Annotated in this window: 12 protein-coding genes; 4 read left to right on the top strand and 8 right to left on the bottom strand. The window is 35.8% G+C overall.

The annotated features are described in order from the left end of the window. Window positions 1–21: 21 nt before the first annotated feature. A complete protein-coding gene (gene sucC, locus GXM17_RS12865; RefSeq protein ID WP_163399726.1) occupies window positions 22–1,215 on the top strand; it encodes an ADP-forming succinate--CoA ligase subunit beta in 1,194 nt (397 codons plus the stop codon). Window positions 1,216–1,401: 186 nt separating this feature from the next. Here sucC and GXM17_RS12860 read toward each other — a convergent pair whose 3' ends face one another. The 3 genes from GXM17_RS12860 to GXM17_RS12850 form a co-directional block, all read right to left on the bottom strand. Next, a complete protein-coding gene (locus GXM17_RS12860) occupies window positions 1,402–1,866 on the bottom strand; it encodes a DUF1456 family protein (protein WP_163399725.1) in 465 nt (154 codons plus the stop codon). 95 nt (window positions 1,867–1,961) lie between these two features. Then, window positions 1,962–2,972, bottom strand: coding sequence for a dipeptide epimerase (locus GXM17_RS12855; protein WP_163399724.1), 1,011 nt, complete (start codon window positions 2,970–2,972; stop codon window positions 1,962–1,964). A 24-nt stretch (window positions 2,973–2,996) separates the two neighbouring features. Then, window positions 2,997–4,292, bottom strand: coding sequence for an anthranilate synthase component I family protein (locus GXM17_RS12850; RefSeq protein ID WP_163399723.1), 1,296 nt, complete (start codon window positions 4,290–4,292; stop codon window positions 2,997–2,999). Between the two features lie 187 nt (window positions 4,293–4,479). Between GXM17_RS12850 and GXM17_RS12845 the strand changes: the two genes are divergently transcribed. Together GXM17_RS12845 and GXM17_RS12840 are read left to right on the top strand one after the other, a co-directional pair. Next, complete coding sequence (locus GXM17_RS12845; protein WP_163399722.1) at window positions 4,480–5,373, top strand: DUF4349 domain-containing protein; 894 nt, start codon at window positions 4,480–4,482, stop codon at window positions 5,371–5,373. Between the two features lie 204 nt (window positions 5,374–5,577). Then, the gene (locus tag GXM17_RS12840) at window positions 5,578–5,952 is read left to right on the top strand and encodes a DoxX family membrane protein (protein WP_163399721.1); all 375 of its coding nucleotides are present in this window, start codon (window positions 5,578–5,580) and stop codon (window positions 5,950–5,952) included. Window positions 5,953–6,014: 62 nt separating this feature from the next. Here the strand turns inward: GXM17_RS12840 and GXM17_RS12835 are convergent, their stop codons facing one another. The 4 genes from GXM17_RS12835 to GXM17_RS12820 form a co-directional block, all read right to left on the bottom strand. After that, a complete protein-coding gene (locus tag GXM17_RS12835; protein ID WP_163399720.1) occupies window positions 6,015–6,557 on the bottom strand; it encodes a lipocalin family protein in 543 nt (180 codons plus the stop codon). 161 nt (window positions 6,558–6,718) lie between these two features. Then, window positions 6,719–8,122, bottom strand: coding sequence for a dihydrolipoyl dehydrogenase (gene lpdA / locus GXM17_RS12830; protein ID WP_163399719.1), 1,404 nt, complete (start codon window positions 8,120–8,122; stop codon window positions 6,719–6,721). 507 nt (window positions 8,123–8,629) lie between these two features. Further along, complete coding sequence (locus tag GXM17_RS12825; protein WP_163399718.1) at window positions 8,630–8,875, bottom strand: hypothetical protein; 246 nt, start codon at window positions 8,873–8,875, stop codon at window positions 8,630–8,632. A 291-nt stretch (window positions 8,876–9,166) separates the two neighbouring features. Beyond that, entirely contained in the window at window positions 9,167–11,101 is a 1,935-nt protein-coding gene (locus GXM17_RS12820; RefSeq protein WP_163399717.1) for an amino acid permease, read from the bottom strand. Between the two features lie 308 nt (window positions 11,102–11,409). Between GXM17_RS12820 and GXM17_RS12815 the strand changes: the two genes are divergently transcribed. Beyond that, on the top strand, window positions 11,410–12,564 hold the full coding sequence (locus GXM17_RS12815) for a Gfo/Idh/MocA family protein (protein WP_163399716.1): 1,155 nt from the start codon (window positions 11,410–11,412) through the stop codon (window positions 12,562–12,564). 208 nt (window positions 12,565–12,772) lie between these two features. Here the strand turns inward: GXM17_RS12815 and GXM17_RS12810 are convergent, their stop codons facing one another. Beyond that, entirely contained in the window at window positions 12,773–15,679 is a 2,907-nt protein-coding gene (locus tag GXM17_RS12810) for an FAD-binding and (Fe-S)-binding domain-containing protein (protein WP_163399715.1), read from the bottom strand. Between the last annotated feature and the right edge of the window lie 60 nt (window positions 15,680–15,739).

The following is a 15,739-nucleotide window of genomic DNA, read 5'->3' as shown; positions in this document are numbered from 1 at the left end:
GAACCAGACAAATTCTATATTATGAACATACACGAATATCAAGGGAAAGAAATTTTAGCAAGTTACGGAGTACGCGTTCAACGCGGAATTGTAGCTAACAATGCGGTTGAAGCTGTAGCTGCTGCGAAACAATTAACTGCCGAAACTGGTACAGGATGGCACGTAATAAAAGCACAAATTCACGCAGGTGGACGTGGAAAAGGCGGCGGAGTTAAACTAGCAAAAAATTTGCAACAAGTTGAAGAACTAGCTGAACAAATTATCGGAATGCAGTTGATTACACCTCAAACTTCTGCTGAGGGTAAAAAAGTAAACAAAGTTTTAGTAGCTGAAGATGTTTATTATCCTGGTGAAAGTGAAACTTCTGAATTTTATGTTTCTGTTTTATTAAACAGAGCTACAGGTCGTAACATGATTATGTATTCTACTGAAGGTGGAATGGATATCGAAGAAGTTGCAGAACACACACCACATTTAATCTTTACTGAAGAAGTTGATCCTTCTGTAGGTTTACAGGGTTTTCAGGCAAGAAGAATTGCTTTTAACTTAGGTGTTTCAGGAAATGCTTTCAAAGAAATGGTTAAATTCATTGATGCATTATACAATGCCTACATCGGCTCTGATGCTTCTATGTTTGAAATCAACCCGGTTTTAAAAACTTCTGATAACAAAATCTTAGCTGTTGATGCTAAAGTTAACATTGATGATAACGCTTTATACAGACAGCCAAAATATGCTGAAATGAGAGATATCCGCGAGGAGAATCCAATCGAAGTTGAAGCTAAAGAAGTTGGCCTAAACTATGTTGATCTTGACGGTACTGTAGGATGTATGGTAAATGGAGCTGGTCTTGCAATGGCAACAATGGACTTAATTAAATATGCCGGTTTTGAGCCTGCTAACTTCTTAGACGTAGGAGGAACTGCTGATGCTAAGCGTGTTGAAACAGCGTTCCGCATTATCTTAAAAGATCCAAACGTAAAAGCTATTTTAATTAACATCTTTGGAGGAATTGTTCGTTGTGACCGTGTTGCTCAGGGTGTTGTTGACGCTTACAAAAACATGGGTGACGCTATCAATGTGCCAATCATCGTTCGTTTGCAAGGAACAAATGCTGAAATTGCAAAAGAATTAATTGACAACTCTGGTATGCCAATCTTATCTGCAGTTCAATTCCAGGAAGCTGCTGACCAGGTTAAAGCTGCTCTTTCTTAATTAGAAATAAGAAATCAATTTATACAGAAAATCCATTCCGAAAGGAGTGGATTTTTTTTTGATTTAATAACCGCAAAGAACGCAAGTATTTTATTTTACTATCTCTACAAAAGCACAAAGTTCGCAAAGCTTTATAAATAAAACTTTACGAACTTTGCGTAAATCTTAGCAAACTTTTCGGTTAAATTATTTCTTATTCTTCCCGTTTTTGAAAACCACTTTTTCTACAACAGATGGTTTTCCATTTCCTTTTGGAAATGCTTTCTTCTTAGGTTTTCCAGCTGCTGAACCTGACTTTGATGGACTTTGATCAGCTCTATATTTTTCTGAATCTTTTGGCGCTGCTTTAAACTCAGGTCTGTCTTTAGAGGTTTCTTTCTTCGGAATTTCTGATTTATGCTTGGCTAAAACATCATTTGGATTCTTCGGATTTTCCTTAGTTCCTCTTAAATGAATAACTAATCCGTTTAAAAAGTTTCTTAAAACCTGATCGCCGCATTCCATATAATTAGGATGATCTTCTGCTCTGAAAAAAGCACCTAATTCTGATTTTGAAATCCTAAAATCTACTAATTCTAAAATTTCAACTATTTGATCATCACGGAGCATTAAAGCCACGCGAAGTTTTTTTAAGATATCGTTGTTCGTCATTTTTTTTGTTTTGTTGCAGGTTTGAGGTTTAAATTTAATTTGTTGTACCTCATTATTGTTTGTTTTGCAAAGGTACACTATTTTAAAAGGAAATATTAGAATAAAATTACACCGGTTCCGGTTCTTTCAGGATAACTTGTTTCTCCGTATTTAATCGAAACTCCACTTGCAATATCTTCTGCCAAAAGCAAAGCACCATCCATATCAACATAATCCAATTCAGGCAGTAAATGCGCAATAGCAGAAATTCCAACTGATGATTCTGTCATGCAACCTACCATTGTTTTCAAACCCAGCTTTTTAGCTTCAGCAATCATTCTTCTTCCAGGTGTTATACCGCCACATTTCATCAATTTAACATTTACACCATGAAAATGATTGTGACATTTTGCAACATCTGCTTCTGTGATACAACTTTCATCGGCTATGACCGGCAAAACAGAATTTTCAAAAACCTCCTTATGACCTTTCCAGTCATTAGCTTTTAAAGGCTGTTCAGTAAATTCGACACCTAAGCTTTTCAAAATAACTGCATTTTCCAGAGTTTCATCAACTGTCCAGGCGCAATTTGCATCCACCCTAAAAACTGCATCAGTATGTTTTCGTAATTCGGTTACAATGGCAATATCCTCAGGGGTTCCTAACTTTATTTTGTAAATCGGCCATGGAAACCCTTTCATTTTGGCTATCATATTTTCGATACTGTCAATGCCAATGGTATAATTAGTCAGCGGATTGTTTGCAATACTGTAATTCCATAATTCATAAAGTTTTTTTGCTTTTTTACGCGCATACAAATCATTATACGCATTATCCAGGGCGCATAAAGCAAAAGGATTTTCTTTTAAAAACGAATTCATTTTTAACCAAAATTCCTCAGGAGTTTCATTTGAAGCTGATTCTACAATATCGCGGATTTTTTCAATATCATTTTGCAGAATTTCAACGGTAATATTATAGTACGGATTTGAAGTTGCTTCACCATACCCTGAAAATCCGTCATCCTGCAATTCAACTATTAGCGAAGGCTGAAAATCAATTGTTTTTCTTGAAATTCTAAAAGTGTGCTTTAATTTTAAATTATAAGTTCTCAAGATTAACTTCATATAAACACTTTTAAATTATTATTTTCAAAATGAACCCGATAATACCTCAGACATTGCTTTGGCCTTCAGTAAACACTCTTCATATTCTTTTTCAGGAACAGACTGAGCGGTAATAGCACTTCCGACAGAAAACGAAACGTATTTATTTTCCTGATTGTACAAAATACTTCTGATGACTACATTAAAATCAAAATCGCCTTCAGGAGTAAAATACCCCACAGCCCCGCTATATAAACCACGCTTAGTTTCTTCCAGATTTTCAATAATTTTCATGACCGAAATTTTCGGAGCTCCAGTCATACTTCCCATTGGAAAAGTCGTTTTTAAAACATCCACAGGAGAATACTGAGGGTCTAATTTTGAAGTCACCGTCGAAATCATTTGGTGCACCTGCAAAAAAGAATATATTTTACAGAGCTCTGTAACTTCTACCGAACCTTTTTGCGCTGTGTGCGATAAATCATTCCGAACCAAATCGGTAATCATGATATTCTCAGCGCGTTCTTTTGCATCGTTTTCAAGATTTTGCTTAGATTTCGCATCTTCATTTGCATTCGAAAACCGCTTTGAAGTTCCTTTTATAGGCTGAGAAATAATTTTGTCTCCCACTTTTTTCAGATAGCGTTCCGGAGAAGCGGAGAGTAAAAATTGTTTATTATTTTTAAAGAAAACTGAAAAAGGTGCTTTTGAAATCTCATTTAGTTTTTGAAACTTCTCCAGCGGATTTATAATTGCATTTTCTGCAAAAAATTCCATACAAAAATTAGCTTCATACATATCACCTATGTGAATGTGTTCCAGCATTTTTGTTACTTTTTGAAGATATAATTCTTTTGAAATTCGCTGCTGCACATCGAGTTTACCTAGGGTTTCAAAAGAGTCATTTTTACTTTGGATAATTTCTTCCAAATCTTCTTCAGCTTCATCGTCACACAATAGCAGATATTTGATTTCAAGCTGATTCCCTTTCAATAAAAAAATTTTTTTTGGCTGAAAGAAAAATAAATCCGGAAAATTAAGTCCGTCAAAATTGTTTGATTTTAAAGACTCTGTATCATTTTTAAGATCATAAGACAAATAACCAAAAAGCCAGTCTTTTGTAGTTTGTTGATACTGTCTTAAATCCTCAAACGCATTATGAAAATCTGTTTTTAAAGATGTAAAAGCATCAACAGCCATCATACAATCAAAACTGGAATATTCTTGCGGATAACTATTACTATCCAAAAAAATAACTTCTCGAAATTGTTGTGACCAACTTAAAAGCTGTTGCTTAAACTGCTCCGGATCCGGAATGTGCTTGTGAATGGAAACTCTCAAAAATGAATCAATTTTAAATCTCAAAATTACGACAAAAAAATTCCTTCAATAACTAATATCAAAAAAATATTGGCACACTTTTTAGTCTATCGAATTAATATTCATTATTAAAAATTTTCCTGCTATTTGATTAGAACATTACTTACTCTTTATCAAAATTATTTATTAATCAACATTTAAAAACTTTATGAAAACAATTGCAAAGTTAGGTCTGACCACCTTAGTCGTTACCGTAGTATTATTTTCCTGCAAAAAAGCAGATGCTACAGCTGAAAAAACAGCAGATTACACAACAACCGACAGTACCGCTATTTCATCATCGGCAGCAGTCGAAAAAAAAGACAGCAAGCAGAAATTCATTCGAACAGCTGATATTAAATTTAAGGTTAAAAACGTTGTCAGATCAACTTATGCAATTGAGAATGCCACCCAAAAATTCGGCGGATTTGTTACCTATACCAACTTACAAAGCACCATTCAGAATCAGATTAAAACCAAAATCAGCCAGGACAGCACGCTTGAAACTACTAAATACACAGTAGAAAACAACATTACCATCCGCGTTCCAAATACGCAGTTGGATACGGTGATAAAAACGATCGCGAAACAAATTGATTTCCTGGATTTCAGGGTAATCAAAGCTGATGATGTTTCACTGAAATTATTATCAAATCAGCTTTCTCAGAAAAGAAGTACCAATACTGAAAAAAGAGTTGAAAAAGCGATTGGTGAAAAAGGCAAAAAAATCAATGATATCATGGAGGCTGAAAATACTCTGGCAAACCAGAAAGAGGCCAACGATAATCGTAAAATTGATAATTTATCACTCCAGGATCAGATAAATTTCAGCACTATAACTTTACAACTTTATCAGAATGAAACTATTAGACAGGAAACTATAGCAAGCGAAAAAGACAGTGCTGCCTACAAACCAAATTTAGGAATCCAGATTATTGATGCTTTAAAATGCGGCTGGTACTTCCTGCAGGCCATCTTAATTTTCATTATTAATATTTGGCCATTTATATTGATAAGCGGTGGCACATTTTTAATTTACAGCAGGTATTTAAAGAAACAATAATCCAGAATTGATGTGCATTTTCATAACAAAAAATTCGTTATATTTGATAGACAATTAAATGAATATCAAAATTAGAACCTTTTAATTCTGAAATCCCTAAAAAAATCATAGAAAAATAATTTTATGATTTAATTTTAAGACTTTCGGTTTGCATCTTTTCCAATAGCTTAATTCTTTTTTTAACCTTAAAAAATCCTAAGTATTATGAAAATTGCCACTATTATTGTCCGCGTTTTAATTGGTCTTTTACTTCTTTTTGCGTCAGTCAGCTTTTTCTTTAAGCTGGCACCTGAACCAGAGGTAACCGGAAACTTTAAAGCTTTTAATGTAGGCCTTGTTGCCTCAACTTATCTGCTCCCTTTGGCAAAATCTGTTGAATTACTTTGCGGAATCGCTTTCGTCACGGGACGTTTTGTAACATTAGCTAATATTTTGATTTTACCCATAACGGTAAATATTCTGTTCATCAATTATTTTCTTGCCCCGGAAGGTCTTCCAATTGCCGGATTATTATTCTTAGGCAACTTATTTTTGATTTACAGATACTGGGATAACTACAAAAGCGTTTTTACTCCATAATCCAGATTTTAATTCAAAATACAAAACCCGACAGATTTTAAAAAACCTGTCGGGTTTATTTTTTAATTTGTTTTATCCTGTTTTACCCAAACTAAATCTGATGTTTTATAACCGATTTCCTGAGCTTTTTTCAAAAATTCGGTTTTGACATTTTCCGGAATTGTCTTTTCTCTCGAAAGTATCCACATGTATTTTAAACTTTCTCCTGCAACAAGGGCATATTTATAATCGGGATCAATTGAAACTACATTATAGCCGGAATAAAAAGGACCAAAAAATGACACTTTTAGCATTCCGATATTTTCCTTTTCGACAAATTTAGCTTTTCCAATGCTCTGCTCCCATTTGTCTTTTTGGACATTATAACCTTTGTTATCGACTTTTATTGTTTTGTCATCGTTTAAAGAATATTCAGCGGTTACGTTATTTAAATCCCTCTCCCATTTGTGATCCAATCTGGCAATTTCATACCATTTACCGAGGTATTTTGTGCTGTCAAAATTGTTTACAGCTGTAGCTTTCCCGGGAATCCCTCCTCCGCATGATGATAATGCGAATAAGATTCCTGCTCCAATTAAAACCGGAAAAATATATCTGTTTTTCATGTTATTATATTTTTTTATTATTTCTAAAGATAACATCATGAAAACACATTTCATTTACAAAATTGTTTCCGATTATTATATTATACAGAGCTTAAAATAAGGATAAAAAAAACCGCCAGATAGATTCTGACGGTTTCCTAAAATATAATTTTACGTAAATATTATACGTGTATAGCTCTGTTTTCAGTAGCTGCCAATGCTGCTTCTTTTACCGCTTCCGCGAAAGTTGGGTGCGCGTGGCTCATTCTTGAAATATCTTCAGCAGAAGCTTTGAATTCCATTGCAGTAACTGCTTCAGCAATTAAATCAGCTGTACGGGCACCAATCATGTGAACTCCTAAAACCTCATCTGTTTTCTCATCAGCAAGGATTTTTACGAATCCGTCTAAGTCAGCACTTGCTCTTGCACGTCCTAAAGCCTTGAACGGGAAACTTCCGGATTTGTATTTTACTCCGGCAGCTTTCAATTGCTCTTCAGTTTGTCCAACTGCCGCAACTTCCGGCCAGGTGTAAACTACACCAGGAATTAAGTTGTAATCGATATGTGGTTTTTGACCCGCTAAAATTTCAGCAACCATTACTCCTTCTTCTTCCGCTTTGTGCGCTAACATTGCTCCACGAACAACATCACCAATTGCATAAATATTTGGAACACTGGTTTGTAAATGATCGTTTACCTCAACTTGTCCTCTGTCTGAAATTTTAACTCCGGCTTTGTCAGCGTTTAATCCATCTGTATAAGGACGACGGCCTACAGAAACTAATGAATAATCTCCTTCAAGTGTAATTACCTCTCCTTTCGCGTTTTCAGCCTGAACAGTTACAGCATCCCCATTTCTTTCAACTGACTGAACTTTATGAGATGTGTAAAATTTCATTCCTTGTTTTTTCAACACTTTAGTCAATTCTTTAGAAAGCGCTCCGTCCATTCCCGGAATGATTCTGTCCATGAATTCTACAACAGAAACCTGAGCCCCTAAACGAAGGTACACTTGTCCAAGTTCGATTCCGATAACTCCTCCACCAATAATAACTAAGTGTTTTGGAACTTCTTTTAAAGCCAAAGCCTCAGTAGAAGTAATGATTCTTTCTTTATCAATTTTGATGAAAGGTAAAGAAGATGGTTTTGAACCTGTAGCAATCACCGTATATTTTGCTTCGATAGTTTCTGAAGTTCCGTCAGCTTTTGCAACAGCAATGTGAGTTGCATCTACAAAAGAACCTAAACCATTGAAAACAGTAATTTTATTTTTATCCATTAAGTAGTTGATTCCACCTACGGTTTGATCTACAACAGCTTGCTTGCGCGCAATCATTTTCTCTAAATTGATTTTTACATCACCGGAAACTTCGATTCCATGATCTGCAAAATGAGCAATTTCCGCATAATGGTGAGAAGATGATAATAATGCTTTTGAAGGAATACAGCCTACGTTAAGGCAAGTCCCGCCTAAAGAAGTATATTTTTCTACAATAGCAGTTTTGAAACCTAATTGTGCGCAACGAATTGCTGATACATATCCGCCAGGACCTGAACCTATAATGACTACGTCAAATGAACTCATAGTTTTTCTATTTTTTATTTTTAGCGTTACAAAATTAAGGAATAAAGTTTTGTTTAAAGTTTAAAGCTTCAGGTTTTTTGTTATGATTTCTTTAATTTTCGAAAAGAAAGTGATTCTTTTTTGATTTTTTGATTAATGAATTTGGATTTATAAAATCGGATAAATTCGATTTTTAAAAACCTGAAATTTTGTAGTGAGAAATTTAGCAGATTTTACCAAATTTCAAACTCAAGGTTTCCTTTGAGGATTTCTTGAAGTATGAAAGACAGAATGAATAATTATTTCACTTTGAATAATTTCATAAATAACAACAAATGGAAACTTAACCAATGTTAATTCGCGATAACCTGGTTACTTTTTATTTCGAACAGTTGTGGATTTTTTTTTAAAACTTTGAAATAAGATTTCAAACAAGCTAGAAATTGTTTCCTTAAACCTTTATTTTTGCTTTCGTAAAATTCAATAGATTCATCAATTTCTTTTTCTGCTAATGGTAAAATAGTAATCTTAAAAGCCATACTTAGCATTCAGACGTTTTTCAGCTTCTTCCCAGGAACTTGACTGATTTTCTCCAGAAATATATCTTTCTCTTTCTTCAACAACCAAATCATAATGCGAATCAGGAACAATTGACTTTTTCTCGTCATAATTTATTGCGTCAAAAAAACTTTCTAATATTTCCAATTTAGAATCATCCTCTATGATTTTCCCAAAATCCTTTATAAGCTTACGTCTTAATTCTTTTGTTTCCATTATCCTTTCATTTTAAAATCAAATTTAATATTTTTTAGTTTTGACTTGTGAATTTGACTGTGAATCTTAACGCAAGTTCGTAAAGAGTTACGCAAAGATTAGCAGGTTTTTTTCACGTCGATTTTAAAAGATTTAAGCAAAGCACACAAATTTTATTGATTTATAATCTAAAAAAATCTGTAAAAATCTGTATAAATCTGCGTGAAAAAATTATGTAAACTCACTCGATGAGCAGATAAAAGCCGTTCTGAAATTATTATCAAGAACGGCTTTTCACATATAATTTTATTGCTAACTCATGACCTGAATATTCAGTTTACTGTTTTTTCGGCTATAGCCAAAGTAAATCAACAAGCCGACTAATAACCAAACCGTAAAATAAATCCAGTTCCACACGCTCAACTCCGCCATCATATACAAACAGCAGATTAAACCTAAAAGCGGAATTAAAGACAAGTTTTTTCTGAATGCCCAAACGGCTAATCCCACCAAAACAAAAAGGAAAATCCACATTGGAATTTTATGTTTGAACAAACTGAAACCAGACTCGTATTTCAGCGAATCATCAATTGGCAATCCTTTTACTACTGCTGCATATTTTGTTTCATCGTCCTGATATTGACTTAATAAATGTTCCAGATCAGATGTTTCGGCAGTTTTGTCTGTAGCATCTATACCTTCCAAATAATTCAGAACTTTTACTGATTCTTCTTTGTTTAAAGAAGTAATAATTGTTGTAGCGTCAAAAGTCTGTGCTTCGTTGTTGATGAATGCCATTGTTGCTTTATTGTTGAAAGCAAAAGCATAATATAATCCGGCAATCATTAAAACCGGCAGTATATATTTGGAATTCACATAAGGAGTTTTGAATTTACCTCTCGGAATTTCAGGTTTGTTTTGTAATACCAAAACGCCTGCACAAACCAATACAAAAGCAAATAGAGTCCCGATACTGCATAAATCGGTTACCATTGTTAAATTCAGAAACAAAGCCGGAACTGCAACGACAAAACCTGTTACGACAGTTGCAAAAGAAGGCGTTTTGAATTTTGGATGTACTGTCGAAAACTTCTTTGGTAACAATCCATCACGGCTCATACTCATCCAGATACGCGGCTGTCCCATCTGGAAAACCAATAAAACACTTGCCATTGCTACAACGGCACTCACAGCAATAATTCCGGACATCCATTTTAAGTCTAATTTTTCAAAAACAAACGCCAAAGGGTCGCCGACGTTTAATTCGTTATATTTGACCATTCCCGTTAAAACCAATGCAATGGCTATGTATAAAATGGTACAAATGATAATTGCCCACATCATTCCGCGTGGTAAATCACGCTGTGGATTTTTACATTCTTCTGCGGTTGTCGAAATTGCATCAAAACCTATGTAAGCAAAAAAAACAGCCGAAACTCCTTTTAAAACACCCCCTGCACCATTTGGCGCAAAAGGATCCCAATTGGTCGTATCCACATAAAATGCTCCAACTGCAATTACTAGAAGTACAATACATAGCTTCACCACTACCATTAAGTTACTGGCGTTACGTGATTCTTTCATTCCGCGATAAACCAAAGCGGTGATTAAAACAATAATAAACAAAGCCGGCAAGTCAGCTACAAAATGAAAAGATCCAATTGTTGGCGAAGTAGTCCAGGCCATATAAGCCGCCTGTAATCCAGCGTCTAAATTTTCAAAGGTTTTTCCTCCCTGCATCAGGGCCATTGCATCTTTAAAGCCGTTTGAAGCAGTTAAATAATCCATCTGAATCCATTGCGGCAGATGGATCCCGCGGCTCTGGAGCAATCCTGTAAAATAATCACTCCACGATATGGCTACTGTTATATTTCCTACTGCATACTCCATAATCAGTGCCCAGCCTATAATCCAGGCTATCAATTCACCGAAAGCCACATAAGAATATGTATAAGCACTTCCGGAAACCGGAACCATTGAAGCAAATTCAGCGTAAGCAAAAGCAGCAAAACTACAGGCTAATGCGGTAAATAAAAACAGAAAAATAACAGCCGGTCCGCCATCAGCACTGGCCTTTCCGATGGTACTAAAAATCCCTGCCCCAATAATAGCTGCAATTCCGAATGCGGTTAAATCCCTGGCGGTTAAATGCTTTCCTAATGCATTATGACCATCCGCTTCGTTCCTCGCAACCTGGTTTAAAATATCCTGTACTGTTTTCTTGCGGAATAAACCTGATAATGCCATATATGATTCTGGTTTTTTTAATTAATATATTTCAGACTTTACGCTTTTATTTTGCAAATAATGCAAAAATTATCCTGAAATCAAATTTATAAAATGATTTTGTTTAAGCAATTCATTTTTCATCTCAAATTGCAGAAATTTTCTTAACTATTTTCATCAACAAATAGGTCGCTTTTTTAGGACAATAAAATTATAATCCTTTAATTTGAAGTTAATTAAACTCAAAAAAAGTATTATTTCAATTAATACAAACCTCACTTTACTAAACCTTTACTACTAAAATCATACGTAATATAAAGTCAAATTTTATGGAAAAAATATCGAGACGTTCATTTGTAAATAAATTTGGAATTGGTGTTGGTGCTTCAGTTATCGCAACCAACCTCCCCTCTTTTTTATCCGCAGCAGAACCTGAACATGTACCTTATAATGGAAAAAAAATAAATCTTGCCCTTTGCGGTTTAGGCATTTATGCGAATATAGTTGCAGAGTCTATGCAGGGTTCTGAGTATTGTAATCTTGCAGGCATTGTAACCGGAACACCTTCTAAAGCCATTAAATGGAAAGAGAAATACAATATTCCCGAAAAGAATATCTACAATTATGAAAATTTCGATGAGATCATAAAAAACAAAGACATCGACATGGTTTACGTTATCCTGCCAAACAGCATGCATAAAGAATTCGTTATTCGTTCAGCAAAAGCCGGAAAGCACGTAATTACTGAAAAACCAATGGCAATAGACGTGAAAGAATGTGAAGAAATGATCAAAGCCTGCAATGACAATAATGTTCAACTGGCTATTGGATACCGATTGCATTACGAACCAACACATTTAGAGATTAAAAGATTAGGACAAGAGAAAGTCTTTGGACAGGTACGCTATATAGAATCATCCCTCGGATACAAAACGTATGACACCATTGCTAAAAAACCTGTGGACATAAATAGCCCGGCCAATTGGAGACTGAACAAAAAATTATCCGGCGGCGGACCTTTAATGGACCTTGGAATTTACTGTATCCAGGTCAGCCGGTATATTTTAGGGGAAGAACCTATTTCAGTTACTGCCCAATTTGGAACGATTAACGATAAAAACAGATTTTCAGAAACGGAAGAAAGCATATCATGGCAAATGGTTTTTCCGAGCGGTGCAATGGCAAATGGCAATAGCTCTGTCGGTTACAATATTGACAGGACTTATGCATCAGCAGATAATGGCTCTTTTGAATTAAGTCCGGGACTAAGTTATGGTCCGTATGAAGGAAAGACCTCAAAAGGACCTTTAAAATTTCCTCAGATCAAACAACAGCAAAAGCAATTAGACGAAATTTCTAAAGTATTGCTCGCAAACAAAAAACTTCCTGACCACATTACGGGTGAGGAAGGACTGAAAGATATTAAGATTATTAATGCTATTTATAAAGCTGCTGAGACAGGTAAAAAAGTTAACCTGAAATAGTTTTCCTGTCACGATGATTTTTGAATCTCTGGCTATATTTTCTCTCGCTGATTTAGCTGATAATGCAGATTTTGCTTATCTTGAAAAGATTTAAGCCGATCTGTAATAATTTAATTAAAAAAATAATCTGCTCAATCTGCCAAATCTGCGAGAGAAAAAAAATCTTTGCGAACCTTGCGTACTCCTCAGCACTCCTTGCGGTTAAGTTCTACTTAAGACAATTCCTCAAAATACTAACCGGATGCTGGGCCTCACGACTTGTTCCATCATAAATCTGATGACGGCAGCTCGTTCCTGCTGCAGCGATTTTTACATTTTCGGCTGTGTTACGCACTTTTGGAAATAAGGTATCTTCCCCCATCTGCATGCTCACTTTATAATGCTCTTTTTCATAACCAAAAGAACCTGCCATACCGCAGCAGCCTGAATTGTAAATGGTAACTGTATTGTTTTTAGGAAGATTCAGCATCGCAAAAGTTGCTTCAACAGAACTCAGAGATTTCTGGTGGCAATGCCCGTGAATTTTGATTTCTTTTTTCTCCTCAGAAAATGATTCTGGTGTGATTTTACCATCGATGATTTCTTTTTTAAAGAACTCTTCAATTGTAAACGTATTTCGGGATAATTTCTCTATCGCTTCTTTATCATCAGCCAAACGCAGATATTCATCCCTGAAAGTCAAAATGGCCGAAGGTTCAATCCCAACCAAAGGCGCATTTCCTAAAACCAGATCTTTAAAAACATTCACATTATAATTGGCAATTTTCTTGGCTTCTTCCAAAAACCCTTTCGATAAATAGGCTCTTCCGCTTTCTTCATGGTCAATAACCAAAACCTGATACCCTAATTTAGTCAGTAATTCGAAAGTATCTATTCCTATATTTACATCATAATAGTTCGTGAATTCATCTACGAACAAATACAACCTGCCGTTCGGAAAATCTGTTGCAGTTGGTTTATGCTCTGCATGCCATTTTCTAAACGTTTTTTTCGCTAGTAACGGCACTTGTCTTTCGGGTGCAATTCCCATTGTTTTTTTAACGAAGGACTGATTCGAAATAAAATTCGTAATTACCGGGAATTTACTTCCCAGTTTGTTCATTTTAGCATTATTGGCAAAAATCTTATTTCGGGTTGAGAATCCGTTTGCTTTTTGATATTGGTATAAAAATTCGGCTTTTAAAGTCGCTACGTCCACATTACTCGGACATTCGCTCGCACAGGCTTTACAGCTCACGCACAACTCAAAAACTTCGTATAATTCTTTTTGGTCGAATTTGTTTTCTTTTTCAGAATACGTTAAATATTCTCTCAGTGAATTGGCTCTCGCACGCGTAGTTTCTTTTTCGTTTCGGGTCGCACGATAACTCGGACACATCGCTCCTCCTGCTGACGGCAGTTTTCGGCAGTCTCCGGAACCGTTGCATTTTTCTGCTGCACGCAAAATCCCTAAACTGTCTGAGAAATCCTGAAACGTTTTAATGTCCGGTTCTGTCCTTCCCGAAACTACACGATGGTTTTCATCCATTTTGCCAGCGTTGACAATTTTTCCGATATTCAAAACCGAATTTGGATCAAATGCCAGTTTGATTCTTTTCAGCAATTCGTAATTCTTATCGCCAATCATAAACGGAATAAATTCACCACGAACAATTCCGTCACCGTGTTCGCCACTTAGCGAACCTCTGTATTTTTTAACCAGATGCGCCACTTCTGTCGCAATAGTTCTGAATAATTTCAAATCTTCGGTCTTCTTTAAATTCAAAACCGGACGAAGGTGCAATTCCCCGGCACCTGCATGCGCATAATAAATCGCCTCCTGTCCGTGGCTTAACATCATTGCCGAAAACTCTGCAATATAAGCTGGTAAATCACTTAGTTCAACCGCTGTATCCTCAATAGAGTCCGCCGCTTTATCGTCGCCAACAATACTTCCTAAAAGTCCGAGACCGGCTTTCCTCAGTTCGTTTACCTTGTCAATATCAGCACCATAAATCTTCACACGGGCATAACCGAAATTGTTTTTTTCTAAATCAGCAATAAGCGCATCCGCTTGTTTTTCGGCATCTTCCAAAGTATGGGCTGCTACTTCAAACATCATAATAGCTTTAGGCTCGCCTTGTAAAAAGAATCTGTTTTTTACATGCTCCCGATTCGTTTTGGTACAATCCAAAATTGTATCATCGATCATCTCGCAGGTGTACAAATGGTGTTTCATGGCCACGACAACTGACTCTAATGATTCGTGAATTGTATGATAATGTCCCACGACCATAATACTGTGCGCAGGTGGAAGATCATCAACTTTCAGCGTCACTTCGGTTGTAAAAGCCAGTGTTCCTTCGCTTCCGCAAAGCAGTTTTCCCAGATTTATGACAGGTTCAGTTCCTCCAAACAATTCCGATTTCAGCAGAATATCAACGGCGTACCCTGTATTTCTTCTGTGGATTTCCGGTTTTGGAAACTCTCTTACAATTTCCTCCTGAGTTTCTTTTATAGAAAGCTCGTCATAAATCGTTTTGTATATTTTATTTTCCAGAGTATCACCTTTGGTTTTTTCAATAAATTCAGCAGAAGTCAGGTCTTTAAAAACCACTTCAGAACCGTCACTTAAAATTGCTTTTACTTTCGCAATTTTATCACGTGTCACACCATAACGAATTGAAGTCGTCCCCGAAGAATTATTTCCGACCATTCCCCCAATCATCGCACGGTTTGAGGTTGAAGTAATCGGGGCGAAAAATACACCGTGGGGTTTAAGAAATAAATTCAGCTCATCACGAATTACACCCGGCTGAACGGTTACAGTTTTCCTTTCGGCATCAAACGAAATAATTTTAGTAAAATGTTTCGAAACATCAATTACCAAGCCGTCTCCAACTGCCTGACCCGCCAGAGAAGTTCCCGCAGTCCTTGGCGTAACCGACATATTATGATCTGCTGCAAAACGGATCAGTTTGGCGATATCCTGAGTCGTTTTTGGTATGGCAACCGCATTGGGTTTAATTCGGTAAACCGAAGCATCGGTTGAATAAAGCGTTTTATGTAGATCATCGTATAAAAGTGTTCCTTCTAATGATGCAGACAGTTGTTCTAACTCCTTAATTATTGACATTCTGATTGAATTTATAACCTGAAACGGATGTGTTTTTTCGGTTACAAAAATACTCTTATT

Source organism: Flavobacterium fluviatile, from assembly GCF_010645065.1.
Taxonomy (GTDB): domain Bacteria; phylum Bacteroidota; class Bacteroidia; order Flavobacteriales; family Flavobacteriaceae; genus Flavobacterium; species Flavobacterium fluviatile.
Note: the sequence above shows the minus strand (reverse complement) of the source record. Positions and strands in the feature narration are given on the sequence as shown.

Excerpts from the sequence above, each read along its gene's own strand:
- sucC (WP_163399726.1), top strand. The coding sequence starts at position 22 with ATGAACATACACGAATATCAAGGGAAAGAAATTTTAGCAAGTTACGGA.
- GXM17_RS12860 (WP_163399725.1), bottom strand. The coding sequence starts at position 1,866 with ATGACGAACAACGATATCTTAAAAAAACTTCGCGTGGCTTTAATGCTC.
- GXM17_RS12855 (WP_163399724.1), bottom strand. The coding sequence starts at position 2,972 with ATGAAGTTAATCTTGAGAACTTATAATTTAAAATTAAAGCACACTTTT.
- GXM17_RS12845 (WP_163399722.1), top strand. The coding sequence starts at position 4,480 with ATGAAAACAATTGCAAAGTTAGGTCTGACCACCTTAGTCGTTACCGTA.
- GXM17_RS12840 (WP_163399721.1), top strand. The coding sequence starts at position 5,578 with ATGAAAATTGCCACTATTATTGTCCGCGTTTTAATTGGTCTTTTACTT.
- GXM17_RS12835 (WP_163399720.1), bottom strand. The coding sequence starts at position 6,557 with ATGAAAAACAGATATATTTTTCCGGTTTTAATTGGAGCAGGAATCTTA.
- lpdA (WP_163399719.1), bottom strand. The coding sequence starts at position 8,122 with ATGAGTTCATTTGACGTAGTCATTATAGGTTCAGGTCCTGGCGGATAT.
- GXM17_RS12825 (WP_163399718.1), bottom strand. The coding sequence starts at position 8,875 with ATGGAAACAAAAGAATTAAGACGTAAGCTTATAAAGGATTTTGGGAAA.
- GXM17_RS12820 (WP_163399717.1), bottom strand. The coding sequence starts at position 11,101 with ATGGCATTATCAGGTTTATTCCGCAAGAAAACAGTACAGGATATTTTA.
- GXM17_RS12815 (WP_163399716.1), top strand. The coding sequence starts at position 11,410 with ATGGAAAAAATATCGAGACGTTCATTTGTAAATAAATTTGGAATTGGT.
- GXM17_RS12810 (WP_163399715.1), bottom strand. The coding sequence starts at position 15,679 with ATGTCAATAATTAAGGAGTTAGAACAACTGTCTGCATCATTAGAAGGA.